Below are 23,741 nucleotides of genomic sequence, written 5' to 3'. Positions count from 1 at the left end.
TAACGGATCGGAAAAAATCCCGACCCTGCAGGCTACCAGAAAGCGGTGCCGGGAGGCATTGCGACTGCATCACCGGGGTTACACGCCCGGAGCGTCCGGGCAGACGAGGTGAACCGAGTGAGATACATCAGCGTTCTTGCAGCAGTCATCGTATCAGCGTTCGTATTCGGTTCGATCGCAGGCGCCGCCGTCACGGCGGAGCCCGGATCGGGTGCAGTGTATGAGAGAACCGTCGGCACGATCGGGGGCACGATCTTTTTAGATGCCGACGCGAACGGCGTCCAGAACCCCGGCGAGTGGGGGCTGAGCGGCGTCGTCGTCCACCTCCTCGACGCCGCGGGGGAGCGGGTTGCAACGGCGGAGACGTTCGCCCACGCCTGTGAGGGGCTTTATATCTTCAGCGGCGTCACCCCGGGGAACTACACCGTCGAGGTCGTCCCGCCGGAGGGCTATGGTTTCACCGTCCCCGGCATGGGGGCTCCCGGGGAGACGGCGAGCACCGTCGATGCTGCGAACGGCACGACGACCGCCATCGACCTGACAGAAGAGATGGTTCAGATGATGGATCTCGTCGTCAGGGATGCCGGCCTGGTGCCGGCCGCTGCCTGACGGCGATCAAACATTTTTTTACTGGTGTTCCGCGACGTGTTTCCGGAGCATCGTTCCGGGTTTGTAGCGGTCGGCGATCTCGAGCGCCGTCTTCCGGAGAGCCGCGTGCTCCACGATGCACGACTCCGGCGGAGCCGCGTTCCGAAGGATCTGGGAGGTGTTCTCGGTTATCTGGATGAGCTCCGTTGCTATCAGGGCGTTGAGCCAGAGGAGGTCGCGGAGCATCTCTTTCATTTCTTCGTCCTGGTGCATGGATACAAATGGGCGGTGCTTCCACATCAATCGTGCCGAACCGGCCGCGGCAGAACAGAAGGGTTGATTGACCCCGCCGGGAAATACTTCAGGAGATTATGGGTATGCAGTTTCTGGAGTTCGCTCAAGTCTGCGAGCACCTTGAAGGGACCCCCGGGCGCCTCGATATGATCGAGCAGGTCGCCGCCGTCCTCCCCCGGCTCGATGACGAGGAGCTTCCCGTCTTCGTCCGGTTCGTCATGGGCAGGGTCTTTCCCGACTGGAGCACCAAAAAACTCGGCGTGGGCCCGAACCTTCTCTACGACGCCGTGGCCTACGTCGTCGGGACGAAGCGGGAGACCGTCCGCGAGGCGATCAACACGACCGGGGACGTGGGTCTCGCCGTCGAGGGGCTCCTTGCACGGAAGGAGCAGACATCGTTCTTCATCCAGGAACTCGACCTCCTCGACGTCTACCGGGAACTCGAGCGGATGGCGGCCGCCGAAGGACAGCGGTCGCAGCGGGAGAAACTCCGCGTGGCGCAGGGCCTCTTCGGGAACGCCCGGCCGCTCGAGGGGCGATACCTCGCGCGGCTGCTGCTCGAGGAGCTCCGGATCGGGATGGGGGAAGGGAACGTCCGCGACGCCGTCGCGAAGGCGTTCGAGCTTGACGTCCGCCTGGTCGAGCATGCCCACCAGGCGCTGAACGATCTCGGGGAGGTCGCCCTCCTTGCCCGGCGCGACCCCGACGCGCTCTCCGGTGTGACGATCGAGCCGTTCCGGCCGGTGAAGATGATGCTCGCGCAGGCGGGAACCATCGCCGCCCAGATTGAGGATCACGGCGAGGTGGCGGTCGAGTACAAGTACGACGGGAGCCGGTTCCAGTTCCACAAGGTGGGCGATGTCTGCCGGATCTACTCGCGGAGACTGGAGGACGTCACGGAGAGCCTCCCCGACATCGCGAACCTCCTCCTGGAGGCGACCGACCACGACGTCATTCTGGACGGGGAAGCGGTCGCCGTCCGCGACGGGAAGCCCATGCCGTTCCAGTACGTGATCCGGCGGTTCCGGCGCAAGCACGAGGTGGACTCGATGATGGAGAAGATCGAGCTCGTGCCGATGGTCTTCGATATCCTCTACCTGGACGGCGAGACGCTGATGGATCGCCCCCTCGCGGAGCGGCGGAAAGCCCTCGACGAAGTGCTCGGCGCACACGTCGCTCCGCAGTTCCCGGCCACCGACGCGGCCGCGGCGGAGGCGATCTACGCCGAAGCCCTCGACCTCGGGCACGAGGGCGTGATGGTGAAGGTTCTCGACTCGCCCTACACTCCCGGCGTCCGGGGCCGCCTCTGGGTGAAGGTCAAACCCGGCGTCGAGACGCTCGACCTCGTGGTCGTGGGGGCGGAGTGGGGCGAGGGCCGGAGGGCCGGGACGTTCGGCTCGTTCCTGCTCGCGGTGCAGGACCAGGGCCGGCTCCTCCCGGTCGGGAAGGTTGCGACCGGGATCACGGACGAAGTCCTCGCGGAGCTCTATGCCCTCTTCAAGGACCGGGTGATCGCCCGCTCTGGAAAGGAGGTGACGCTCGAGCCGGAGGTGGTCTTCGAGGTGGGCTACTCCGAGATCCAGACGAGCCCGAACTACGAGAGCGGTTACGCGCTCCGGTTCCCGCGGTTCGTCCGGGTGCGCGAGGACAAGAGCGTCGACGAGACCGAGACCCTCGACTCCCTCGCGGAACGCTACGGGCGGCAGAGGAACGGGCAGGGATCACTATAGAATATATCACCTTCCCCCTCACTATCAGCCTATGCGAAGCCATGAAGGAGCATTGCACACCCATCTACCATTCTTCGCGGTTTTCGCGGCTTTGCGTGAGTTAACCGGCTACATGATCCTTCCGATCTACAACCTCACCCAGATTTTCTGGACACTATCGGCGCATTCAGGTAGGTTTATTTTCCTATTCTTCTACATAACAATATGCGAGGGGATATTCGGTCGGGCTTATCCCATGTTTCTAAGAATGCCCAAGTTTCCGGAATTTTCGGCGTAGAATTGATTGCGCTGGCCGTTTTCATAGGGTGGTATTTCCACTCAATACTTCTGGGAGCAGCCACCCTGATCGGCCTGATCCTGATATGGAAATATCCTATAGTCACAATCTTGGCGGCATTTATCTTCACTGCGATCTGGGGTTATCTCGGCTGGTTCATTGGGACGGCAGGGTTTGCGAACCTGGAGGTCGGGCTCGTCTTGGCAGGCGTGGGGCTCTTTATTGGATACATAATCAACTTGCGAGGATTAGGATTCATTCGGGGGCTGGAGTGACTACTTCTGGTTCCGCTACCATCGATGCGGAACCTGAGACATAATTTCCGAGGTGATCTCGTCCATAGTCGCGCAGATTAACCCCTATCTGGAGTTTTATCCGTTGAATAATACTCTTTAATGTGCTAAAAATCAAACAACGTCTTCTGCGTCGCAAGTTCCGGGATGAGCCTGCTGTGGGGCTGCCAGTGAGCGAACCCGATCAGCCGGGAGGCGAGGTCGGTCGCCTGCCGGAGGTCGGCGCAGACCGTCTTCTTGCCCTGCATCGCCTTCCGCGTCGCCTCCCGCACGACCCAGGTGCCGAGCGGCGCCCAGTACTCGCCGGTGACGTTCCTGAGCACAAGCACCCGCGCCGAACGGCGCACGCTCTCCAGGTACTCAGCGACCGCGAGGCGTGCCGAGTAGTAGGCCCCCGCGATCGGGGAGTAGCCGGACTTCGTCGCGCCTTCGCCGTCCACGGTGATCGACTCGTTCCCGCCGCCCCAGAGCGACTGTTTTCCCCAGACCTCGATCATCTCGAACTTCCAGTCCCCGGGGACGAGGAGGCAGACGATCTGGTTGCCGTAGAGTCCGCCGGAGAAGACCTCTATCCCGGAGAGCGGAGGGTAGCGGACGATCTTCTTCTTCAGTTGCTTTGAGACGGTGTCGTCGACCGCCGTGATCGCCCACCGGGTGGGGACGACCCGCCGCTTCTTCTCGCTCCCGAGAAGCCCGGCGGTGAGGAGCTGGGTGATCCGGTAGACGTCGGTGCCCGAGGCGTTGAGGATCTCGCAGGCGTCGGTCGCGGAGAGATCGGTGTCCGACGTCGCCCGGTCGACCGCCCGGTCAACCCGGGCGTTCCCGAGGACGTCCATCTTTTTGATGGCGCCGGTGAGCCCGACCGGGGCGATCGTCCCGTCGAACCGGAGGTCGAAGGCGACGGGTTTCGTGAACCGGACTTCCACGTCGAGCGGCAGGCTCGAGAGCGCGATCTCCTGGATGTTCCCGGAGAGATTCTTCGCCTCGCCGGCACCGCGGATCGTCCGGGCCCGGAGCCCCACGATGTCCTCGATCCCGAGCCCCTGCGCCACCCAGTCCGGCGGATGGTCGGCGTCGTCGATCATCAGCGGGCCGCCTGCAACCTTCGGGTAGCCGTAACTCCCCACAAAGACCGACGGCGCTGCTCCCTGGTAATGGTCGCTCTGCCGGACCGGGAGTTGCGCATAGAACCTGCTCATGATAGGGCAGCGTTCGAGCCCGCAGAACCCCCTTCCCTTACACTCGGCGCATCGCATGCTCATCCTCCACGAAGGTCGAGGACGACCCGCACTCTCCCTGCGAGGACGCGGAGCGTCTCCTCGACCCACTCCTCCCATGAAGCGGTCTCGAGATCCCGGACGGCCGCAAGTTCCCGCCCGACGTCGTCGTCGCGGCCGTCCAGAACCTCGACCACTACCGACCCGGGCGCGTACCCGGGTGTCACGATGGCGTCGGCGTCCCCGTCGACCACGCCGAAGACCGGGATGCCGGAGTGCGAGCAGATGTGCCCGCAGACGGCCGTGGTATCGTCGCCGACGGCAAGGACGCCGGAGATATCCTCCCCGATCTCGCGGTAGAGGGTATGGCCGCAGTGGTCTATGACCGCGACCCGGCCCCCGCGGCGGGCGCGCTTGCCCTGCCGGGGCGAAACCTTCCGCACCGGCCCGCTCTTGCACCAGGCTTTCCGGATATCGGGAAGACCCGCGCGGAGGAGTTTCTCAAACCCGTGCGGTTTCGGATCGAGCCCCGAGACTGCCCGGAGCGTCCCGTTCTCGCTCGCGAGGACGACCGTCTCCGCCGTCGCGATTCCGATGACAAACCCGTTCACGAAGACCGCCTCCCCGGGCAGGCACCCACGAACCTCCCGCACGCCTTCCCGCCGGGCGGCGTCGCTCTCTATAGAGACGAGGGCGTAACCCGTCAGCCGTGCGATCTCCTCAGCGAGCGTGCTGTCCCCGCGGTTCCAGCAGTAGACGGTGCCGCTCGAGGTCTCGACGTGGACGAGCCCCGGGAGCCTGCCGGCGACAAGTTCGCCGAATATCCGCCCGGACTCCGGGGTCTTTCCCCGGTTGACCAGGCATGCACGCTCCGAGATGCCCCCGAGCACCACGCTCGGCCGCTCGTCCGTGCAGACGACCGGGAGCCCCGACTCCTCGGCGGCCGTCCGGGCCATCACCCCCGCGACCAGCACCCGCCGGGGCGAGAGCAGATCGATCAGCCGCCCGACGTCGCCGGCATCGAAGGCCTCGGGGCCGTGCACCACCATGACGATGTCCGCCGTCGGGGAGGTCATACCCTGATCTTAGGTCTTCGAGGACTATCAGGTTACCTCTGCGGGCTTGCGGATGATGGGTGAGAAGGCCCCGTCCATAAGGGTGGGATGGTGTTCAACTATCCCGACGAGTTCTGGATTGGGAGGTAGGGGATCAGGGAACTCGCGAGTTTCGCGATATCCATCGACTGCATGACGACCTTGCCCGGCCCGGTCAGCGTCGTCAGGAAGAGTCCTTCGCCGCCGAAGAAGACGGTCTTCACGCCGCCGGCAACCTGGATGCTGTAATCGACGGTGCTCTCGAACCCGACGACGAGGCCCGTCTCGACCTTGACCACCTCGCCCGGCGCAAGCGTCATCTCCATGATGTCGCCGCAGCAGTGGAGGAACGCCTTCCCGCTGCCGGAGAGCCTCTGGAGGATGAACCCCTCGCCGCCGAACACGCCCGACCGGAGTTTCTTCGTGAACGCGATGTCGAGGTCGATGCCCTGTTCGGAGCAGAGGAACGCGTCTTTCTGGGCGATGAACTCGTTCCCGTTCAGGTCGAGGGTGAAGATCTTCCCCGGGACGTTCCCGGCGAACGAGACGAACCCCTCTCCCCCCTGTGGGGTGAACTCGGTCATGAAGAGCCCTTCGCCGGTCATCATCCGCTTGAGCCCTTTGAAGAGCCCGCCCTTCATGTTGGTGGTCATCTGCATATTCCCGCTCATGTTGACCATGGCGCCGGCCTCGGCGCAGGCTTTCTCGCCGGGGGCGAGGCGGAGTTTCACCATCTGGAGGTTGTCTCCGGTGATCTCGTATTGCATACCGGAATATCTTCCGTTTTGGGTAATTGGTCTTTTCTCTTTGGTCACGGGACGCCTGCGGCAGTTTTTTGGGAACTACGGAGCGGACGGCTTAATAGCGATCGATGCCGTAACGATCGTTATGCGGAACGGATTGTCTATCATCCGCTTCATCGACGTTCCGGCCGGTGAGGTGGCAACATGAGGATGATCGCTACCATCCTGCTCATCTTTGCCGTTTTAGCTGCTGCCGCCGCCACGCCGCCCGACGCCGACGCACCGGGAAGCGTGCTCGAGACGCTCGAATCGATCCGGGAGGTTGTCGGGGAGCTCGCGCAGACCGGTGCCGACCTGCTCTCGTTCGCCCGCGACGTCCTCGGGTGGCTCGAAACGGGGATCGGGTATCTCGAACGCCTGATGAACCTGGCGGAGTCGGGGATGGGTTTCGTGAACGAGACCGTCGAACGGGTTGCATCTTCCCCCTGAGTTCCGGGCGGGGAATTCGTCTGCACCCTGCCGCCGGTGCAGGTTTTTCTCCTTTCTTGTGCTGTAGTCCGACGCAGAATCGCAAAGTATATCATCTGGAAAAATAATTTCTCCGCGTGACATCCGATCGCGGGACTCATGCCGCGGTGTACCCCGACGATGCGCCTATCGGGGATGCGTATCTCACGCACGAGGCCGTCCAGGCCATCCTCGAGCGGCAGAAGAATCTTTGCGCCGGGTGCAGCGTCTCGCTCGACGCCGGATCGACGCACTTCGATCTCTGGCGGCCGGCGATCTGCGGCGGGCCCCGTACGCTCGGGAACCTGGCAGCCCTCTGCCCCTCCTGCCACCGGAACCATATGCGCCGGATCCGGGAGGAGTTCGCCGACCATAAGAATAAGTAACTCTCAGAACCCATCACCGATTATCATGCCCTGCAGAAAGAGTGTACCGCAGACGGAATCATGGCGTTCGACGGCCATGCGGACGGCAAGCGATCTTGCAGAGCGGGTAGCGCTCCCCTCGTCGCCCCATCACGAATGGCGCTCCTGCACGATGCGGGTGGCGAGCGACGTCTTCACCCCCGGGACGGCAGCCAACTTCGCGGTCACGCTCGCGGTGACGACCCTGGTGATCCCCCGAATCCCGAGCCGGGCGCTCGCGATCGCCGCCGGGTTCGCCGTCAGTTCGGCCCTGCGCTGATACCCTTACCGTTTTTTCTTCCGTCTTGCCGGGACGAGGCATCCCCACGCGCTCCCGATGAGGTCTTCCCTCCCGGCGGCGCGGAGCCCTTCGCAGACGAGCCCGTAGTTCTCCGGGTCGCGGTAGTGCATGAGCGCCCGCTGAACCCTCTTCTCCCGGCCTTTCGGGACGTAGACCTCCTCGAGGGTGAAGGGGTCGAGCCCGGTGTGGTAGATGGTCGTCGAGATGCTCATCGGGGTCGGCGTGAAGTCCTGAACCTGCTCGGTGTAGAGGCCGGTGTCCCGGAGATACTCGGCGAGTTCGACCATATCGGCGATCCGGCAGCCGGGATGGCCGGACATCAGGTAGGGGACGAGGTACTGCCGTTTCTTCTTTCCTTCCTGGAGGGCCTCGAACCGTTCGCGGAAGGCGTCGAAGACCTCGCGGGAGGGTTTTCCCATAGAGGCGAGGACCCGTTTCGAGACGTGTTCCGGTGCGACCTTGAGGTGCCCGGAGACGTGGTGGGTAGAGACCTCCGAGAGGTACTCCCGGTCATCCGGACTGATTAAGTCGTAGCGGATGCCCGATGCGATGAAGACCCGTTTCACCCGCGGGAGCTCCCGGATGCGCCGGAGCAGGCTGACCTGCTCCTTGTGGCTCCGGTCGAGTGCGGGGCAGTCGATGCAGCGGCGGTCGGGGCAGGTGCCGGCGGTCTCCCACCGGCTGCAGTGGATGCCGTACATGTTCGCAGTCGGCCCCCCGACGTCCTGGACGACCCCGGTGAACTCCGGCATCTTTGCCATCCGCTCCACCTCGCGGACGATCGAGTCCGCGCTCCGGCTCTGGATGATCCGGCCCTGGTGGTGGGTGAGGGCGCAGAACGAGCAGGCGCCGAAACACCCCCGGTGGGTGACGACCGAGAACCTGACGGGTTCGAGGGCGGGTATGGGTTCGGTGTAGGAGGGGTGGGCTCTCCGCGTGTAGGGGAGTTCGTAGACCCGGTCGAGTTCGTCGCCCGAGAGCGGCATCGCCGGCGGGTTCTGGACGACGACGGTCTTTGGGTGCGGCTGGGCCACGGGCCTGCCCCGGAGAGGATCCTGCTCGGCGTAGTGCATCGCAAACGCCTTTGCGTAAGCATACCGGTCATCTTTCACCTCTGGGTAGCCGGGGAGGACGACGTAGCCGGACTGATCCATCCCCCGCCAGACCTTCTTCTCGACGCGGTAGGCGGTGCCGGGGACCTCGGTGAGGGCTCTTGCGGTCTCTCCGGCCGCGAGGCGGTCGGCGATCGCGACCACCTGGCGCTCGCCCATCCCGAAGACCAGGAGGTCGGCGGGGGCGTCGGCGAGGATGGACTGCCGGACGGCGTCTGACCAGTAGTCGTAGTGGGCGAACCGCCGGAGGCTCGCCTCGATCCCGCCGATGACGATCGGTGTCTCCGGGAAGAGGGCGTGGATGCGGTCGGTATAGACCAGGGTCGCCCGGTCGGGCCGGAGAAGCCTCCCCCCCGGCGAGTAGACGTCCGAGTGCCGGCGCTTGAGGTTCGGCGTGAAGGCGTTCACCAGTGAGTCGACGTTTCCCGCCGAGACCGAGAAGAAGAGCCGGGGCTCGCCGAGACGTCGGAGGTCGTCGCCGCTCTTCCAGTCGGGCTGGGCGATGACGCCGACCGTGTAGCCGGCGTCGACGAGAACCCGGCCAAGGAGCGCCGTCCCGAAGGAGGGATGGTCGACGTAGGCGTCGCCGGTGACGAGGATGATGTCGAACTGGTCGATGCCGAGCCGTTCCGCCTCCGCGACCGTCATCGGGAGGTATTCCGGCTGCCCGGTCATGGGAGCGTCCGGTCGAAGACCGGGAGGTTGACGCCGGTCTTCTCGTCGGGGAGCCGTTTTGCGGTGATGCCGACGAACTCCGTGACGATCGCTTCGATCACCAGGTAGACCTCCGCCTTCTCCCGGAGGCACCCGGCAAGCGACCGTATCCCCTTCCCTGCCGCCGTATGGAGGTGGATGGACGGCCCGTCCTCCCCGGGGTAGATGGTCGCGAACCCGACGAGTTCCCAGCCCCCGAATATCTCTTCGCCCCGCGGTGCCGGCGGGATGACCGGCTCTTTCGGCCCCGTCACGATCGTTGCCGACCGGACGGCGCCGAGGAACTGGATCGTGCCGCACCTGATGTTCATCGCCGTGACGAACCGCTGGATCTCCCGAAGAAAGTCCTCCCCGTCGTCGATCCGGACGGTGAAGACCCTGCCGACCTGTCCTTCCGAGTACTGCATGGACTCAACTCTCCTGATATGATGGTGTCGCCTGATATTATTAGTGCCTGACCCGCTGCGTATACGGGCAGTTATATACCCGGCCTGCGATGATCCAGTGTCCTGCGGGCGATAGAGAGGTGTGGCAGCGGTGGTCTGGTTCCGGGAGGTCGAGTACATGCGGGGGTTTGCCGCCCTCGCCGTGATCGCCGTCCATGTCTCGATGAACTACACCCGGATCCCCGCCGTGAACCCGCTCGCCCTCCTCGACGTCTTCATCTATATCGCCGCCCATTTTGCCGTGCCCGTCTTCATCTTCGTCTCCGGGTGGGTGCTCGCGGCGCGGTATGCGGGGGACTACTCGGTCGGTGAGTTCTACCGCCGCCGGGCGAAGACGATCCTTCCCCCCTACCTCTTCTTCACCGCGTTCTACCTCCTGGTCGCGGTCGAGGGGACGATCGGGTTCGCGGGGGTGCCTTCTCCGGAGAGGGTGGCAGAAGCCCTCCTCCTCGGGAACGCGGCCTACCACCTCTGGTTCTTCGTGCTGATCATCCAGCTCTACCTTCTCTTCCCGCTCATCGTGCGGGGCTACGACCGGATCGACCGGTTCGGTGCGTCCCTCTTCCTCCTCCTCGCTCTCTTCATCGTCCAGATCCTCTGGAACGCGGGCGCCCACCTCGCGGGAGCGTTCGCGGGTCCGGAGTGGTACACAGCCCTGATCCGCCTCTTTCCGTCGCACCTCCTCTACTTCGTCCTCGGTATCCACGCCGCCCGGCATACCGATGACTGCCGCTCGGCCCTCCGGTCGATCCCGCCGGGATGGGTTCTCGCCGCGGCCGGTGCGGGCGCTCTCCTCCTCGGCGGGATCTGGATCGCGAGCGTGATCCATTACGGGAGCCTCGCGGGCACGACGCTCGCGGTCTTCTGCATCTACCGGATCCTGGAGCCGCTCTACTACGTCCCGGTCATCGCGGTGCTCGTCCTCGCGGCCTGGCGGCTGGAGGAGACGGCCGGCCGCCCGGCGGCTGCCACCCGGTCATTCGGGGAGCACTCCTACGGGATCTACCTCGTCCACCCGCTCGTCATCGCCGCCGCTGCGAGTCTCTGGGCCTCGCTCACGGGGCTCGCGTGGGCGGACTGGCCGACCTACCCGGCGGTCTTCATCGCGGCGGTGCTCGGGAGTTATGCGGGCGTGCGGCTCCTCTCCGGCGTTCCGTACGCCGGGTGGGTGCTCGGGGAGTCGCGGGTGCGGCGAGAACCGCTGCAATGAAGAGTGTGCCGTTAATCCGACACCGTCGGGACGGCCGACAATCTATAAACAAGATGAAGCCCCCAGGGGGTGCAAAAGGAGATGAACAGAATGGCACAGGAACTCCAGAAGAGCGAAGAGCCGGCCCGGGAAGAGCGGAACCCCACCCGGATCACGGCAGAACCGGGAAAGCAGGATATGTTCGTCGTCCGGGAGTTCGACGCCCCGCGAGAACTGGTCTTCCGGGCCCACACCGATCCGGAACTCTTCAAGCAGTGGATCGGCCCGCGGGGTCTCACTACGAGGATAGACACGTTCGAGCCGCGGAACGGGGGCCGCTGGAGGTACGTCCAGACGGACGAGGAGGGGAACGAGTACGGGTTCCATGGGGTGAACCACGATCTGACGCCGCCCGAGCGGATCATCCAGACCTTCGAGTTCGAGGGGCTCCCGGAGTCCGGGCACGTCGCCCTGGATGTGGCGAAGTTCGAGGAACTGCCCGGCAACCGGACGAAGTTTACCGGCCAGTCGGTCTTCCTCTCGGTTGAAGACCGCGACGGGATGATGGAGTCCGATATGGAGGCAGGCACGAAGGATTCCTATTCACGGCTGGACGAACTCCTGGAGAGGCTGCAGAAGTAGGGTTGTCGGGTGCGACGGGGATGAACGGCAGGAGGTACACCTGCGGTCCGCTCACCCTTCCCGGTACGGGTTGACGACTGTGATTCCGGGGATGCGCTGGAGGTGCGCGTCTTCGGTGATTATCGTGCCGATCCGGGACTCGATCATCGTTGCGACGAGGAGCGCATCCCAGAAGTGGACGTTGTGCCTATCACGGATCTCGTGGGCGGAGAGGATAGTCTCGCTGCCGTAGCCGACAACATTCCAGCCTTCGAAGTCCTGGATGTCCCGGATGAATCGTTGCACGTCTTCCGTCGGCATCGGGTTCTCGACCTTCTCGGTCACGACCACCGAGAACTCCGCGAGGTTCTGTACCGAGACCGAGTAGCGCATCTCCGACTCCCAGCACGCCGTAACGAGATCCCTCGATATGGGCCGCTTCTCAGGTGCGTCCGCGTCGAAGAGGTAGACGAGGATGTTCGTGTCGATGAGCGGCGGGTTACCGGTCATACAGGTCCTTCCTCGACGTATACTTCCGTGCCCCAAGATGGTACGCCTTTTCGGTCAGTTCGAGAGCGTCCTGTGCAACCTCCTCCTGCGTCTTCTCCCGGATCCAGATCTTCATCGCTTCGGTCGCCGCTTCGCCGAGCGCTCCCTTCCGCTTCCCGAGGATCTTCTCGACCAGCCTCCGGAAGTCCTGCTCCGTTCCGTCATCGATGCTCAGGGTGATCGTGCCCATGGGTATACATAGATAGTTGAAATATTTAAATGTTTGAGAGATGTATGTGGATATGCTGGCCGGGGGATGAATCTGGTGTTGCATGCCAGATGAATTAGTCCCAGGAGTGAGTGCTTATGCTATTCGTTGACATCTATTCTGATTTTGTTTGCTTATAGTAAAATGGAATATTCACTCAAAAAGTTCAGGTGTCTATTTTTATATACTCGAATGGGTTATTGCTCATTGTCTGGTGGAATAATTATGGCAAAGGAAAGGATTAACAACCCAAAAACACATGCAGATTTCCGCATTCGGCAAAGGACTACCAATAAGGGAAAAAAAGGGCAGATTATGGGTAGATACCATAAGGACTAGGTGTTGGCATGGCTACTCGAAGGAAAAAGGATCCCTTTGACTTAGAACCAATTAAGTTACCTAAACTCACCTTGCCGAAAACTCCGAAGATTAAAGAGCCGGTGTTGCCAAAGATCACCTGGGAGGGCTTGGGTTTTACAGGATTAAACACCATTGATCAATTCGATGAGAAGAAAAAACGCGTACCTATCCCTCAAAGTATTAAAACGGAAATTCTGCTTAGGTGCAAGGGGAAATGTGAGAAATGCCATACCTCTTTGAAGGGTCTGAAACCCGACATTCACCATAAAAATCGGGATCCGGCAGATAATCGAAAAGTGAATCTACTTGTTGTATGCCCCAACTGCCATAGAAAACTGCACACGAAATAACATTCTTTTAATACCCTTTTTGGAACATCGAGGGTGCGAGTAGATCCCTTGCCTTCTGGCTAAGTGGCTCAGGCTGTCATCATATTTAGCCCGTGCTACAATATCACCAGCGAACCAGGATGTCTGTATTCCGGTGCGAGTGTCCGGACACCCCATGGGGCAAGGGCAGAGGTGATATTATGAAGAGTAAATCGAAAAATAAACGCGATAGCCTGATATTGCACATCACAATCTCACGGGAAGTATACGATTGCCTGCATGAAAACGCGAGAAACATCTCCCGATTCATCGATAGCCTCGTCCGGAATATCCTCTCCGGAAAGAACCTTATAAAAGCAAAGTTTCGCAAAAACGGTGATGGGCTCGCTGAGATTCGAACTCAGGACCTCCGCCATGTCAAGGCGACGTCATAACCAGCTAGACCACGAGCCCGTGTCTGCCCGACGATCCATAAGGTTGGTGCTCCGGGTATAAAATTATTGCCACGCGCCAAAAATCGCCCCGTCCCGGCTCCGCCGCATCGGGGGCCGGCACGCGGTGAAAATGGGGGTGGTGATGATCCGGCCGATCAGATCTCGGCGTGCTTTGCCGTGTGGATGCCGTCGATCTTCTTGATCTCGTCCATCGCGTCGGCCGGCACCGCAGAATCGACGGTGAGGACCATCAGGGCCTCTTCGCCGGGCTTGTTGCGGCCGACCTGCATCCCCGCGATGTTCACGTTCACGCTTCCGAGGATCGTCGCGGCCTTGCCGATGACGCCCGGCTTGTCGGTGTGGCGGGAGATGACCACGTGGCCGGTCGGGGTCAGGTCGGTCATGTAGCCGCCGATGCTCACGATCCGCGCGCGGTTCGGGCCGGAGACGCTCCCGCTCACCGTCTCCGTCATCCTGTCGGTCTTCGCGGTGATGGTGATGATGTTCTTGAACCCCTGCGCTTCCTCCGTCGTCGTCTCGCTCATCCGGATGCCGCGTTCCTTTGCCACGAACTCCGCGTTCACGATATTGGCCGGCACCTGCAGGATCGGGTCGAGCATGCCTTTCAGGATGACGCGGGTGACGAACTTCGTGTTCGGAAGCCCCGCAGCCTCGCCCCCGTAGGTGATCTCGAGCGACTCGAGCCTTCCTTCGACGAGCTGGATGAGGAGGCTGCCCATCTTCTGCGCGAGCATCGCGTAGGGCTCGACCAGCGCCTGCTGCTCCGCCGGGATCATCGGCGCGTTCACCACGTACTTTGCAGAGCCGCCTGAAAGCACGCTGATGCACTGGTTTGCGACCGAGACCGCGACGTTCTTCTGCGCCTCGACCGTGCTCGCCCCGAGGTGCGGGGTGACGATCACCTTATCGAGCCCGAGGAGCGGGGAGTCCGTCGGCGGCTCGTTCTCGAAGACGTCCAGCGCCGCACCGGCGACCTTGCCGCTCGCAACCGCGTCCGCGAGCGCCTTCTCGTCGATGATCCCGCCGCGGGCGCAGTTGATCAGCCGGACCCCGTCCCTCATCGTCGCAATCGTCTCGGCGTTGATGACGTGGCGCGTCTCCTTGATCAGCGGTGTGTGGACCGTGATCACATCCGCCCTCCGGAAGAGCTCGTCGAGCGGCACCATCTCCACGCCGAGGCTTGCGGCCCGCTCCTGGGTGATGAACGGATCGTAGGCGATGCACTTCATCTGCATTGCCTGTGCGCGCTTCGCCACCTCGCGCCCGATACGCCCGAATCCCATTATCCCGAGGATCTTGTCGTTCAGTTCGACCCCCATGAACTTCGAACGTTTCCACTCGCCTTTCTTTAAGGATGCCGTCGCCTGGGGGATATTGCGCGCGAGCGAGAGCATCATCGCCATCGTGTGCTCCGTGGCCGCGAGAGTGTTTCCCTCGGGAGCGTTCGCAACGATGATGCCTCTCCTCGTCGCCGCATCCGTATCGATATTGTCGACCCCGGCGCCGGCACGGCCGATGAACTTGAGTTTTGCTCCCGCGTCGATGACCTGCGCCGTCACTTCTGTTCCCGAGCGCACCAGCAGACCATCGTAGTCTCCGATAATAGCAACAAGCTGATCCTCGGTCAGCCCGGTGTTGACATCCACATCGCAGAATTCTCTCAGGATGTCGATCCCTTCCTCTGCCAGCGGGTCGCTGACCAGCACTCTATATTTCACGGTTCAACCCATACTAATTCAACATCATATGTATTGATGCTTTTTCCTCCGAAATCTTTTATGTGATGGTGAGAAGTATATGTGTGGTGCGAGCATGAAGGAAATGCCCAACGTTCTGTGGCTCGAAGAAATAAAAAAGGAAGATATCATTTCTGTAGGTGGAAAGGGGGCCTCATTGGGCGAGATGACGGCTATCGGCCTGCCCGTGCCGAAGGCGTTTGTGGTGACCGCCCAGGCGTTCCGAAGATTTCTTATCGAGACCGGGATCGAAGAAGAACTCTTCCGCAGGCTGGAGCGTCTGGACGTAGACGACAACGGAGCGCTCGAATCGGTCTCCCGGGAGGTGCAGGACATCGTCCTCGCCGCCGAGATGCCCGACCAGATCCGACAGGAGATCGTCGAAGCATACGCCCGGATGGGGGCTGACGGAACCGTCGTCGCCGTCCGTTCGAGCGCCACCGCCGAAGACCTGCCGGATGCCAGTTTTGCCGGCCAGCAGGAGACGTTTCTCAATATCCTCGGGGAAACCGACCTCCTTGACGCGGTCCAGCGGTGCTGGGCCTCGCTGTACGGCGCGCGCGCTATCTACTACCGGGCAAAACAGGGGTTCGACGACCGGAGCGTGAACATCGCCGTCGTCGTGCAGGAACTCATCGGTTCGGAGAAGTCCGGCGTCATGTTCACCTCCCACCCCGTCACCGGCGAGCCCCTGACGATCGTCGAAGGCTCCTGGGGTCTCGGGGAAGCCGTCGTCTCGGGGAGTGTCTCCCCCGACAACTACGTATTCGACCTGCGCTCCGGGCGGGTCGTCGACCGCCTGATCGCCGAGAAGGAGATCATGATCATTCCCGAGGGCAGGCACGGGACGAAGACCGTCAACCTCTCTGCGAAACAGCGCACCGCCCCGGTGCTCTCCGACGCGGAGGTGGCGCGCCTCGCAACGCTCGGCAAGATCGCCGAGGACCACTACGACATCCCGCAGGACGTCGAGTGGGCGATCGTCGGCGACGATGTCTTCATCCTCCAGTCCCGGCCGATAACGACGATCAAGCGCCCGGAGATCCCGCACGGCGGGGCCGCAGGGCAACAGAAAGGCGTGCTCGGCGTGGTGCTGGTCGAAGGCCAGGGGGCTTCCCCCGGCGTCGCGAGCGGCCGGGTCGTGATTGTGCGCGACGTCAAGGACACGAGCGCCGTCAAGGACGGCGACATCCTGGTCACCAAGATGACCAATCCCGACATGGTGCCGGCGATGCGCCGGGTCAGCGCCATCGTCACCGATGAAGGCGGCATGACCTGCCACGCGGCCATCGTGAGCCGCGAGCTCGGGACGCCCGCAGTCGTCGGAACCAAGAAGGCGACGAAGTTGCTCAAGGACGGCCAGATCGTCACCGTCGACGGTGAGAAAGGCCTCATCTACGACGGCGCGGTTCAGGCGCCGGCACCTGCGGCCCCGGCAGTTGCACCGGCGGCGGCAGCGGCCGCCCCGGTCATCACCGGCACGCTCGTCAAGGTGAACGTCTCTCTCCCCGAGGCAGCACAGCGGGCCGCCGCAACCGGAGCGGACGGCGTCGGCCTTCTGCGGATCGAGCACCTCATCCTCGGCCTCGCGAAGACTCCCGGCTGGTACATCGAGAACGGTGAGGAAGAGACGTTCATCGCTGAACTCTACGGCGGGATCAAGACAGTGCTCGACGCTTTCCCGGGGAAACCCGTCTGGGTCAGGACGCTCGACGCCCCGACCGACGAGTTCCGCAACATGGAAGGCGGCGAGAACGAGCCGATCGAGCACAACCCGATGCTCGGTTGGCGCGGCATCCGCCGGGATCTCCGGAGCCCCGACCAGTTCCGCCTGCAGGTGGAGGCCTTCAAGAGGCTCTGGGCCGCGGGCTACAATAACCTCGGCTTGATGTTCCCCATGGTCAACCACCCGAACGAGTTCGTCAAAGCCCGGGCGATGATGAAGGAATGGGGAGTCGACGTGGAGAACGCGACCCTCGGGGTCATGATCGAGATCCCGAGCAGCGCAATCCTGATCGAGGACTTCATCCGGGCCGGGATCCGGTTCGCCTCCTTCGGGACGAACGACCTCATCCAGTACACGCTCGCCATCGACCGGAACAACGAGCACGTCGCCGACATGTACCAGCCCAAGCACCCTGCCGTGCTCCGGCTGATTGACTACGCGATCGGCGTCTGCAGGGAGAACGGCGTCGAGTGCTCCATCTGCGGCCAGGCCGGCTCGGACCCCGACATGGTCACGTGGCTCGTCGAGCACGGCATCTCCAGCGTTTCGGCGAATATCGATGCGGTCCCCCGCATCCGCGAGGCCGTAGCGCGGAAAGAGCAGCAGATCCTTCTTGATGCGGCGAGAAGAAATGCGTGAAGTTGGTTGCCCTGAGGAAGACCTTTTCTCCTTCCTCTCGTCGAAACGGCGGGAGGATCTCGGCTACCGGAATATCCTGAGTTCGATGTGCACGCCGCCCCACCCGGTCGCGGCGCGGGCGCACGCGATGTTCCTCGAGACCAACCTCGGCGACCCAGGGCTCTTCCCCGGGACGGCAGCGCTCGAGGATCTCCTCGTCCGGAGGCTCGGCACCCTGATGCACCTTCCTGACGCCGGGGGGTACGCGACGAGCGGCGGAACGGAATCGAACATCCAGGCGTTCCGGATCGCAAAGAAACTCAAATCCGCGAAGTCCCCGAACGTGGTGGTTCCGGCGTCGAGCCATTTTTCGTTCACGAAGGCCTGCGACATCCTCGGGCTCGAGATGAGGACGGTGCCGCTCGATGCCGGGTTCCGGATGGAGACGGAGGCGGTCGACGGCCTCATAGATCATAACACGGTCGCTCTCGTCGGGGTGGTCGGGACGACGGAGTACGGCATGGTCGACCCGATCAGCCGGCTCTCGGAGATCGCCCTCGACCGGAACGTCTTCCTTCACGTCGACGCCGCGTTCGGCGGGATGGTGGTCCCGTTCCTCGACCGGCCCGTCCCGTTCGATTTCAGCCTCCCCGGCGTCTCCTCCATCTCCGTCGACCCTCACAAGATGGGGATGAGCACCATCCCGGCAGGCTGCCTCCTCACACGGAGCGCGGAATGGTTCTCGTGCCTCAACGTCGACACCCCTTACCTGACGGTGAAGCGGGAGTGCACCCTCGCCGGCACCCGGCCGGGCGCGTCGGTGGCCGCGGCGATCGCCGTCCTCGAGTACCTGGGGATGGACGGCATGCGGGCGGTGGTCGCCGGGTGCATGGAGAACTGTCGCCGGCTGATCGAGGGGATGGAGACGCTCGGTTACCCGAGGGCGGTGACCCCGGACGTCAACGTGGCGACGTTCTCCTGCGAGCGTGCACCCGTCGGGTGGCGGGTCTCGACGACCCGGAACGGGCATATGCGGATCGTCTGCATGCCTCACGTCACCCGCGACGTGGTCGAGCAGTTCCTTGTAGATATGGGTGATACAGATGCTTGAACGCCTGATTCATTCGCTGGAAACCTCCCCCGTCATGAAGCGGGGAGAGTACAACTACTTCATCAACCCGATCACCGACGGGGTGCCGCTCCTTGAGCCCGCGCTCCTCCGCGAGATCGGGTGCGCCATGGTGCGGAACCTCGATCTTGCGAAGATCGACAAGATCGTCGTCTGCGAGGCGATGGGCATTCACATCGGCGTCGCCTTCTCGATGATGACCGACATACCCCTCGTGGTCGTCCGGAAACGCCCCTACGATCTCCCCGGGGAGGTCGCGGTGCACCAGGCGACGGGCTACTCGAAGGGCGAACTCTACTTAAACGGCGTCGCCGCGGGCGACCGGGTCGTGATCATCGACGACGTCTGCAGCACCGGGGGGACGCTCCGTGCTCTCATCAGCGCGATCGAACAGGTTGGTGCCGAGATCGCCGACATCTGCGTGGTCATCGGCCGGGGCGATGCGGATATCGGCCGCCCGCTCAAGACCCTGGTCAGGATCGAGGTCTCCGAGACGCAGGTGCGTGTTGTTGATACCTGTCTCTGATCTCATCGAAAGGCTCCGCGAGCGCGGGGCACGGTCGGTCGCCCTTCAGTTCCCCGCCGGGCTCGCCCGGCAGGCGCCGGGGACGGCCGCCGCCCTCCGCGACGCGGGGTTCGAGGTGGTCGTCAGCGGCGACCCCTGCTACGGGGGCTGCGACCTCGCGCTCGACGCACTCCTATATGCGGACGTGCTGGTCCACTTCGGCCACGCGCCGGTCGAGGAGCGCCCCAACGTCATCTACGAGCCCGTCCGGTTCGACTTCGACGTAACCGTGCTGGAGAAGGCCCTTCCTCTTCTCACCGGCCTGCGCGTCGGCCTCGTCACCACCGTTCAGCACGTTCACCTGCTCGGCGCGATGGCGGCGTTCCTCCGTGACCACGGCATCGAGGCGGTCGTTGCGCCCGGCGACGGCCGGACACCGATCCCCGGGCAGGTGCTCGGGTGCAACTTCGCCGCCGCACGGGCGACGGGGGCGGATGAGATCCTCTTCGTCGGGACGGGGGTCTTCCACCCCATCGGCATCCGGCTCGCAACCCGGGCCCGTGTGGTGGCGCTCGACCCCTACACCCGCGAGGCGCAGGAGGTGGATGCCGACCGCCTGGTCCGCCGCCGCGCCGCGGTGATGGAAAAGGCGCGTGACGCCGCGAACTACGGGATCATCGTCAGCACCAAGAGCGGGCAGCAGCGGATGGACCTTGCCCGGCGGCTCGCTTCTCTCTCGGATCGGGCGTTCCTTGTCGCGATGCGCGAGGTCTCGCCCGCCGAGATGCTCGACCTCGGATTCGGGGCTTATGTGAACACCGCCTGCCCCCGGCTCGCCTACGACGACCAGATCCGGTTCCCCGTCCCGGTGCTGACCCCGCCGGAGTTCGAGATCCTCTGCGGGGCCCGGGACTGGGACGACTACACCATCGACGAGTACCTCGCGCCATGAACCTGCGGCACCTTGAGATGCGGCTCGAACGCCTGGAGGGATTCGAGCGGCCGACGGCCCGGCTCGAACAGTACCAGACCCCTGCGCCGGTGGCGGCCCGGCTCCTCCACCATGCCGCGATGCAGGGCGCGATCGAGGGGCGAGCAGTCTGCGACCTCGGGTGCGGGACCGGAATCCTCGCCTGCGGCGCGGCCCTCCTCGGGGCATCGGCCGTGACCGGGATAGACATCGACCCGGCCGCGATAGCCGTCGCCCGGAGAAACGCGGAACTGCTCGGCGTCACCGTCGAGTTCCAGGTCGCCGACGTCCGGGACCCCGATCTCGACCGGGAGGCGCTTGCCTGCGACACCGTCGTGATGAACCCGCCGTTCGGGGCGCAGAAGGCGCACGCCGACCGGCCGTTCATCGATCTCGGGCTCGAACTCGCGGGGGAGGTCTACGGCATCTTCAACGAGGGCTCGACCCCGTTCGTCGCCGCCTATACGGAAGGCCGGGCGACGATCGAGGAGGTGATCCGGTGCGCGTTTCCCATGCGGCGGACGTTTGCGCACCACCGCAAAGACCGAGTGGATATCACGGTTGAGGTCGTACGGTTAAAGAGGATCTGACACTCGTGACTGTTGATACCAAACCCGTCTGGGGGCTCTCCGCTGCCCATCTGGTAACTGACCTCTATTCACCCGTTCTTCCTGCAATCCTGCCGCTCCTCATCGCAGAGCAGGGCTACTCGTTCTTCCTCGCCGGGCTGATCGTCACGGTCTACAACCTCACGTCGTCGTTCGTGCAGCCGCTCGTCGGCTGGGTCTTCGATACCCGGGGGTTTGCCGTCCACGTCGGCACGAGCGTGGCCATAAGCGCGATCTTCATATCCATCGTCGGGCTCCTGGACAACTACTTCCTCGTCCTCGCATCCGTCGCCGTTGCGGCGCTGGGGCACGCTTTCTTCCACCCGAGCGCGCTCGGCACCGTCAGCCGTCTGGCCAGTGACTCTATCCGGGGCCGGATCACCTCTTACTTCGTCATCGGCGGCAACCTCGGCTACGCGATCGGCCCCATCTGCGCCGGGGTCGCCGTCGGGCTGATGGGCCTTCCGGGTCTCGTCGTCCTCGCCGTCCCCGGTCTCGTGATGGCGGTGGTACTCAGGCGTATCCTCCCCGCCCCCGACCGCGCAGCCGTCCCGAAGATGCCCGCCCCCGCCGCCAAACCCTCTTACCGGGCGATCGTCCTCCTGATCGCGGCCTCGGGCCTGCGAGCATGGGCGATCTTCGGCTCGGTCGCCTTCCTCCCCACCATCCTCACCATGCGGGGGATCGATCTCGTGACCGCGAATATCCTGGTCTCGGGCATGCTCATCGCCGGGGTCGTGGGGCAGGTGGTCGGCGGCGTGCTCTCCGACCGCTACGGCCGCAAAGAGTTTACGATCATCGGGCTCGTTACCGCTATCCCGCCGTTCGTCATATTCCTCACCACCGGCGGCATTCTCTCGCTCGCCGCGCTGATGGTCTTCGGGTTCATCCTCTGGTCGACCTTCGCCGTCACCGTTGCCATGGCCCACGAGATTGCCCCGGGCAACGTCGGGCTCGTCTCCGGCCTGATGCTCGGGCTCGCGGTCGGCGTGGGCGGGATGGGTGTCTCGGTCACCGGCTGGATCGCCGATATGACCACGCTGACGCTCGGGCTCGCAACGATCCCGCTCGCGATCGTCCTTGCCGTGCCGCTCTTCCTCCTCGTCCCCTACCCCTGGAAATCCCTCGTCCGGGGCCGGCTCCCCTCCCGGGGATGATCCGCCCCATCCCTTAAGTACCGGGAGTGCGGATTCATCCCCGATGGTCACCCGGCTCCGGCGCTACCGCCAGATAGCAGATGTGCTGGTCAAGTATGGTTTCGGAGTTCTCGTCGAGGAGGTCATTCCCGGGGCCGAACGGCTGCGGGTATTCAGGAGACCTCCCGAAGAGAAACGATCGGTATACGAACGGATCCGGCTTGCGATCGAGGAACTGGGGCCGACCTACATCAAGTTCGGCCAGATCATGAGCACCCGGCGAGAGCTCCTGCCGCCCGATCTGATCGAGGAACTGCAGAAACTCCAGGACCGGGTTGCCCCGGTTCCGTTTGAAGAGATCCGGCCGGTGATCATGGAGTACTGTCCGAACCTCGAGGAGTGTTTCGACATCATCGAGGAGGAGCCGGTCGCGGCGGCCTCCCTCTCGCAGGTGCACCGTGCGGTGACGAGGGACGGCCATGTCGTCGCACTCAAGGTGCAGCGCCCGGGGATCGTCGACCTCATCGAGACCGATCTTCTGATCCTGCAGTCGCTCGTGACCCGGGTGGAGTCGATCTTCCCGGACATGCGGGTATACAACCTGCAGGGTATGATGGACGAGTTCTCGGCCCAGATCCGGCGGGAACTGGACTTTACCCAGGACGGGGCGAACGCGGAGCGCCTCAGGCGGAACCTGCAGGATCTGGAATGCGTGAAGATTCCCCGGGTTTACTGGGAAATCTCCGGTCCCCGTCTGCTGGCCATGGACTACGTCGAAGGCGTGCGGATCGACGACGTGGAGGCGATCCGGGCCCTCGGCCTCTTCCCGGAAGATATCGCCGACACCGGGTTTGCCGCCTACGTCCAGCAGATCTTCGTCGACGGTTTCTTTCACGGCGATCCTCACCCGGGAAACCTTCTGGTGACCGAACTCGGGGAGATCGTCTTCCTCGACTACGGCATCGTGGGCGTCCTCCGCCTGGAGAGAAGGCGGGTCTTTGTCGACTTCCTCCTCGCCATGACCCGCAAGGACGTCGCAGGCGTGATCGCCGCGCTCGGAAAACTCGACGTGCATATCAACCCGGCGGACCTCGACGCCGTAAAGGACGACCTCTACCTCGTCATGCTGGATTACCGGGAGATGAAACTCGAGCGGGTGAACTTCGCCGTCGCGATCCGCGGCCTGACCGACACCCTCCGGCGGTACCATATCCGGGTGCCGTCCACCCTGATGCTGATGATGAAGGTGATCGTCATGGTTATGGACGTCGGCACCCGGCTCGATCCCGCGTTCAACTTCGACCAGAGGGTCCGGCCGTACCTGCTGGAGATTGCCGCGCAACAGCGTCTTTCCCCGGATAACGTGACGGGCGCGGTGCGGTCGATCGTGGACGCGGCGGAAGGCCTGCTTGCCATCCCCGGAAACGTGAACGAGACGTTAAAGACCCTCTCGGAGGGCACCGTCACGCTCGAGCTCGAGAACCACGACCTCGACCGGATCGTCGGCGTCATCGACCGGACGAGCGACAAGATCATCGTCGGGCTGGTGGTTGCCGCTGTCGTCGTGGGCTCGTCGCTGATACTCCGGATAGCCGATCTCCCGGTCCCCGGCTACGTCTCCGTTCTCGCGACGCTGGGTTACGTCTTCGCGGTGATCGTCGGGTTCTACGCGGTCTATATCGTCTTCAGGCACAGCCGGGGGCTTCGGCGATGAATGACGGGGCGCGGGAGCGACGGTTCGTAACGCCACGGTTCGTAGCGCGATGGTTCGTAACGCGATGGTTCGTAAGAACCGGAGCGTGAGCACCTTCAGGTGCGAAGAACCGGAGCGTGAGCACCTTCAGGTGCGAAGAACCGGAGCGTGAGCACCTTCAGGTGCGAA

The 23,741-nt window shown here is 63.5% G+C and carries 24 protein-coding genes and 1 tRNA gene; 15 read left to right on the top strand and 10 right to left on the bottom strand.

Annotation, left to right across the window (positions count from 1 at the left end; all coding sequences use genetic code 11):
* Nucleotides 1-117: 117 nt before the first annotated feature.
* A complete protein-coding gene (locus MEMAR_RS09200; RefSeq protein WP_081432609.1) occupies nt 118-609 on the top strand; it encodes an SdrD B-like domain-containing protein in 492 nt (163 codons plus the stop codon).
* Nucleotides 610-627: 18 nt separating this feature from the next.
* Here MEMAR_RS09200 and MEMAR_RS09195 read toward each other — a convergent pair whose 3' ends face one another.
* Complete coding sequence (locus MEMAR_RS09195) at nt 628-843, bottom strand: hypothetical protein (protein ID WP_011844701.1); 216 nt, start codon at nt 841-843, stop codon at nt 628-630.
* Between the two features lie 122 nt (nt 844-965).
* On the opposite strand from MEMAR_RS09195, the gene MEMAR_RS09190 reads away from it, so the two are divergent.
* Together MEMAR_RS09190 and MEMAR_RS09180 are read left to right on the top strand one after the other, a co-directional pair.
* Nucleotides 966-2,612, top strand: a complete 1,647-nt coding sequence (locus tag MEMAR_RS09190; RefSeq protein ID WP_011844700.1) for an ATP-dependent DNA ligase — start codon at nt 966-968, stop codon at nt 2,610-2,612.
* 279 nt (nt 2,613-2,891) lie between these two features.
* On the top strand, nt 2,892-3,164 hold the full coding sequence (locus tag MEMAR_RS09180) for a hypothetical protein (RefSeq protein WP_048063818.1): 273 nt from the start codon (nt 2,892-2,894) through the stop codon (nt 3,162-3,164).
* Nucleotides 3,165-3,289: 125 nt separating this feature from the next.
* Here MEMAR_RS09180 and MEMAR_RS09175 read toward each other — a convergent pair whose 3' ends face one another.
* From MEMAR_RS09175 to MEMAR_RS09165, 3 genes are all read right to left on the bottom strand, one after another.
* Complete coding sequence (locus tag MEMAR_RS09175; RefSeq protein WP_011844698.1) at nt 3,290-4,438, bottom strand: Nre family DNA repair protein; 1,149 nt, start codon at nt 4,436-4,438, stop codon at nt 3,290-3,292.
* A gap of 2 nt (nt 4,439-4,440) precedes the next feature.
* Nucleotides 4,441-5,475 (bottom strand): DUF2117 domain-containing protein, encoded by a 1,035-nt coding sequence (locus tag MEMAR_RS09170; protein ID WP_011844697.1) that lies wholly within the window; start codon nt 5,473-5,475, stop codon nt 4,441-4,443.
* 98 nt (nt 5,476-5,573) lie between these two features.
* The gene (locus MEMAR_RS09165; protein WP_011844696.1) at nt 5,574-6,260 is read right to left on the bottom strand and encodes a TIGR00266 family protein; all 687 of its coding nucleotides are present in this window, start codon (nt 6,258-6,260) and stop codon (nt 5,574-5,576) included.
* Nucleotides 6,261-6,440: 180 nt separating this feature from the next.
* Between MEMAR_RS09165 and MEMAR_RS09160 the strand changes: the two genes are divergently transcribed.
* The 3 genes from MEMAR_RS09160 to MEMAR_RS09150 all read left to right on the top strand — a co-directional run bounded on the left by MEMAR_RS09160 (nt 6,441) and on the right by MEMAR_RS09150 (nt 7,427).
* Nucleotides 6,441-6,725 (top strand): hypothetical protein, encoded by a 285-nt coding sequence (locus tag MEMAR_RS09160; protein ID WP_011844695.1) that lies wholly within the window; start codon nt 6,441-6,443, stop codon nt 6,723-6,725.
* Between the two features lie 116 nt (nt 6,726-6,841).
* Nucleotides 6,842-7,129 (top strand): HNH endonuclease, encoded by a 288-nt coding sequence (locus MEMAR_RS09155; RefSeq protein ID WP_235808108.1) that lies wholly within the window; start codon nt 6,842-6,844, stop codon nt 7,127-7,129.
* Between the two features lie 25 nt (nt 7,130-7,154).
* Entirely contained in the window at nt 7,155-7,427 is a 273-nt protein-coding gene (locus MEMAR_RS09150) for a hypothetical protein (protein WP_143706375.1), read from the top strand.
* A 5-nt stretch (nt 7,428-7,432) separates the two neighbouring features.
* Here MEMAR_RS09150 and MEMAR_RS09145 read toward each other — a convergent pair whose 3' ends face one another.
* Together MEMAR_RS09145 and MEMAR_RS09140 are read right to left on the bottom strand one after the other, a co-directional pair.
* A complete protein-coding gene (locus tag MEMAR_RS09145) occupies nt 7,433-9,235 on the bottom strand; it encodes a YgiQ family radical SAM protein (protein ID WP_011844693.1) in 1,803 nt (600 codons plus the stop codon).
* Nucleotides 9,232-9,681 carry a PPC domain-containing DNA-binding protein gene (locus MEMAR_RS09140; protein ID WP_011844692.1) on the bottom strand — a complete coding sequence of 150 codons (450 nt, stop codon included), beginning with the start codon at nt 9,679-9,681 and terminating at the stop codon, nt 9,232-9,234. Before MEMAR_RS09140 ends, MEMAR_RS09145 begins: the two co-directional genes overlap by 4 nt.
* A 121-nt stretch (nt 9,682-9,802) precedes the next feature.
* Here MEMAR_RS09140 and MEMAR_RS09135 point away from each other — a divergent pair, with 121 nt between their 5' ends.
* Nucleotides 9,803-10,930, top strand: coding sequence for an acyltransferase (locus MEMAR_RS09135; RefSeq protein ID WP_245526583.1), 1,128 nt, complete (start codon nt 9,803-9,805; stop codon nt 10,928-10,930).
* Nucleotides 10,931-11,020: 90 nt separating this feature from the next.
* A complete protein-coding gene (locus MEMAR_RS09130) occupies nt 11,021-11,551 on the top strand; it encodes an SRPBCC family protein (protein ID WP_011844690.1) in 531 nt (176 codons plus the stop codon).
* A gap of 51 nt (nt 11,552-11,602) precedes the next feature.
* On the opposite strand, the gene MEMAR_RS09125 is transcribed toward MEMAR_RS09130, so the two are convergent.
* The 4 genes from MEMAR_RS09125 to serA form a co-directional block, all read right to left on the bottom strand.
* Nucleotides 11,603-12,040 (bottom strand): PIN domain-containing protein, encoded by a 438-nt coding sequence (locus MEMAR_RS09125; protein WP_011844689.1) that lies wholly within the window; start codon nt 12,038-12,040, stop codon nt 11,603-11,605.
* Nucleotides 12,030-12,269 (bottom strand): hypothetical protein, encoded by a 240-nt coding sequence (locus tag MEMAR_RS09120; RefSeq protein WP_011844688.1) that lies wholly within the window; start codon nt 12,267-12,269, stop codon nt 12,030-12,032. Before MEMAR_RS09120 ends, MEMAR_RS09125 begins: the two co-directional genes overlap by 11 nt.
* Before the next feature lie 1,086 nt (nt 12,270-13,355).
* Nucleotides 13,356-13,429: transfer RNA gene (locus tag MEMAR_RS09115), tRNA-Val, on the bottom strand.
* Between the two features lie 136 nt (nt 13,430-13,565).
* Nucleotides 13,566-15,149 carry a phosphoglycerate dehydrogenase gene (serA, locus tag MEMAR_RS09110; protein WP_011844685.1) on the bottom strand — a complete coding sequence of 528 codons (1,584 nt, stop codon included), beginning with the start codon at nt 15,147-15,149 and terminating at the stop codon, nt 13,566-13,568.
* A gap of 94 nt (nt 15,150-15,243) precedes the next feature.
* Between serA and ppsA the strand changes: the two genes are divergently transcribed.
* The 7 genes from ppsA to MEMAR_RS09075 are packed head-to-tail and all read left to right on the top strand — an operon-like array spanning nt 15,244 to nt 23,573.
* Nucleotides 15,244-17,532: a phosphoenolpyruvate synthase gene (ppsA, locus tag MEMAR_RS09105; protein ID WP_011844684.1), complete on the top strand. Its 2,289-nt coding sequence runs from the start codon at nt 15,244-15,246 to the stop codon at nt 17,530-17,532.
* Nucleotides 17,525-18,622, top strand: a complete 1,098-nt coding sequence (gene mfnA, locus MEMAR_RS09100; RefSeq protein ID WP_011844683.1) for a tyrosine decarboxylase MfnA — start codon at nt 17,525-17,527, stop codon at nt 18,620-18,622. Before ppsA ends, mfnA begins: the two co-directional genes overlap by 8 nt.
* The gene (hpt, locus tag MEMAR_RS09095; RefSeq protein ID WP_011844682.1) at nt 18,615-19,166 is read left to right on the top strand and encodes a hypoxanthine/guanine phosphoribosyltransferase; all 552 of its coding nucleotides are present in this window, start codon (nt 18,615-18,617) and stop codon (nt 19,164-19,166) included. Before mfnA ends, hpt begins: the two co-directional genes overlap by 8 nt.
* Complete coding sequence (dph2, locus tag MEMAR_RS09090; RefSeq protein ID WP_011844681.1) at nt 19,150-20,097, top strand: diphthamide biosynthesis enzyme Dph2; 948 nt, start codon at nt 19,150-19,152, stop codon at nt 20,095-20,097. The genes hpt and dph2 overlap by 17 nt, the downstream gene beginning before the upstream one ends.
* Complete coding sequence (locus MEMAR_RS09085; protein ID WP_011844680.1) at nt 20,094-20,705, top strand: METTL5 family protein; 612 nt, start codon at nt 20,094-20,096, stop codon at nt 20,703-20,705. Before dph2 ends, MEMAR_RS09085 begins: the two co-directional genes overlap by 4 nt.
* A 5-nt stretch (nt 20,706-20,710) precedes the next feature.
* Nucleotides 20,711-21,880 (top strand): MFS transporter, encoded by a 1,170-nt coding sequence (locus MEMAR_RS09080; RefSeq protein WP_011844679.1) that lies wholly within the window; start codon nt 20,711-20,713, stop codon nt 21,878-21,880.
* A gap of 43 nt (nt 21,881-21,923) precedes the next feature.
* Nucleotides 21,924-23,573, top strand: a complete 1,650-nt coding sequence (locus MEMAR_RS09075) for an ABC1 kinase family protein (protein ID WP_011844678.1) — start codon at nt 21,924-21,926, stop codon at nt 23,571-23,573.
* Nucleotides 23,574-23,741 lie beyond the last annotated feature (168 nt).

The organism is Methanoculleus marisnigri JR1 (assembly GCF_000015825.1).
In the GTDB taxonomy this organism is placed as follows: Archaea; Halobacteriota; Methanomicrobia; order Methanomicrobiales; family Methanoculleaceae; genus Methanoculleus; species Methanoculleus marisnigri.
Note: the sequence above shows the minus strand (reverse complement) of the source record. Positions and strands in the feature narration are given on the sequence as shown.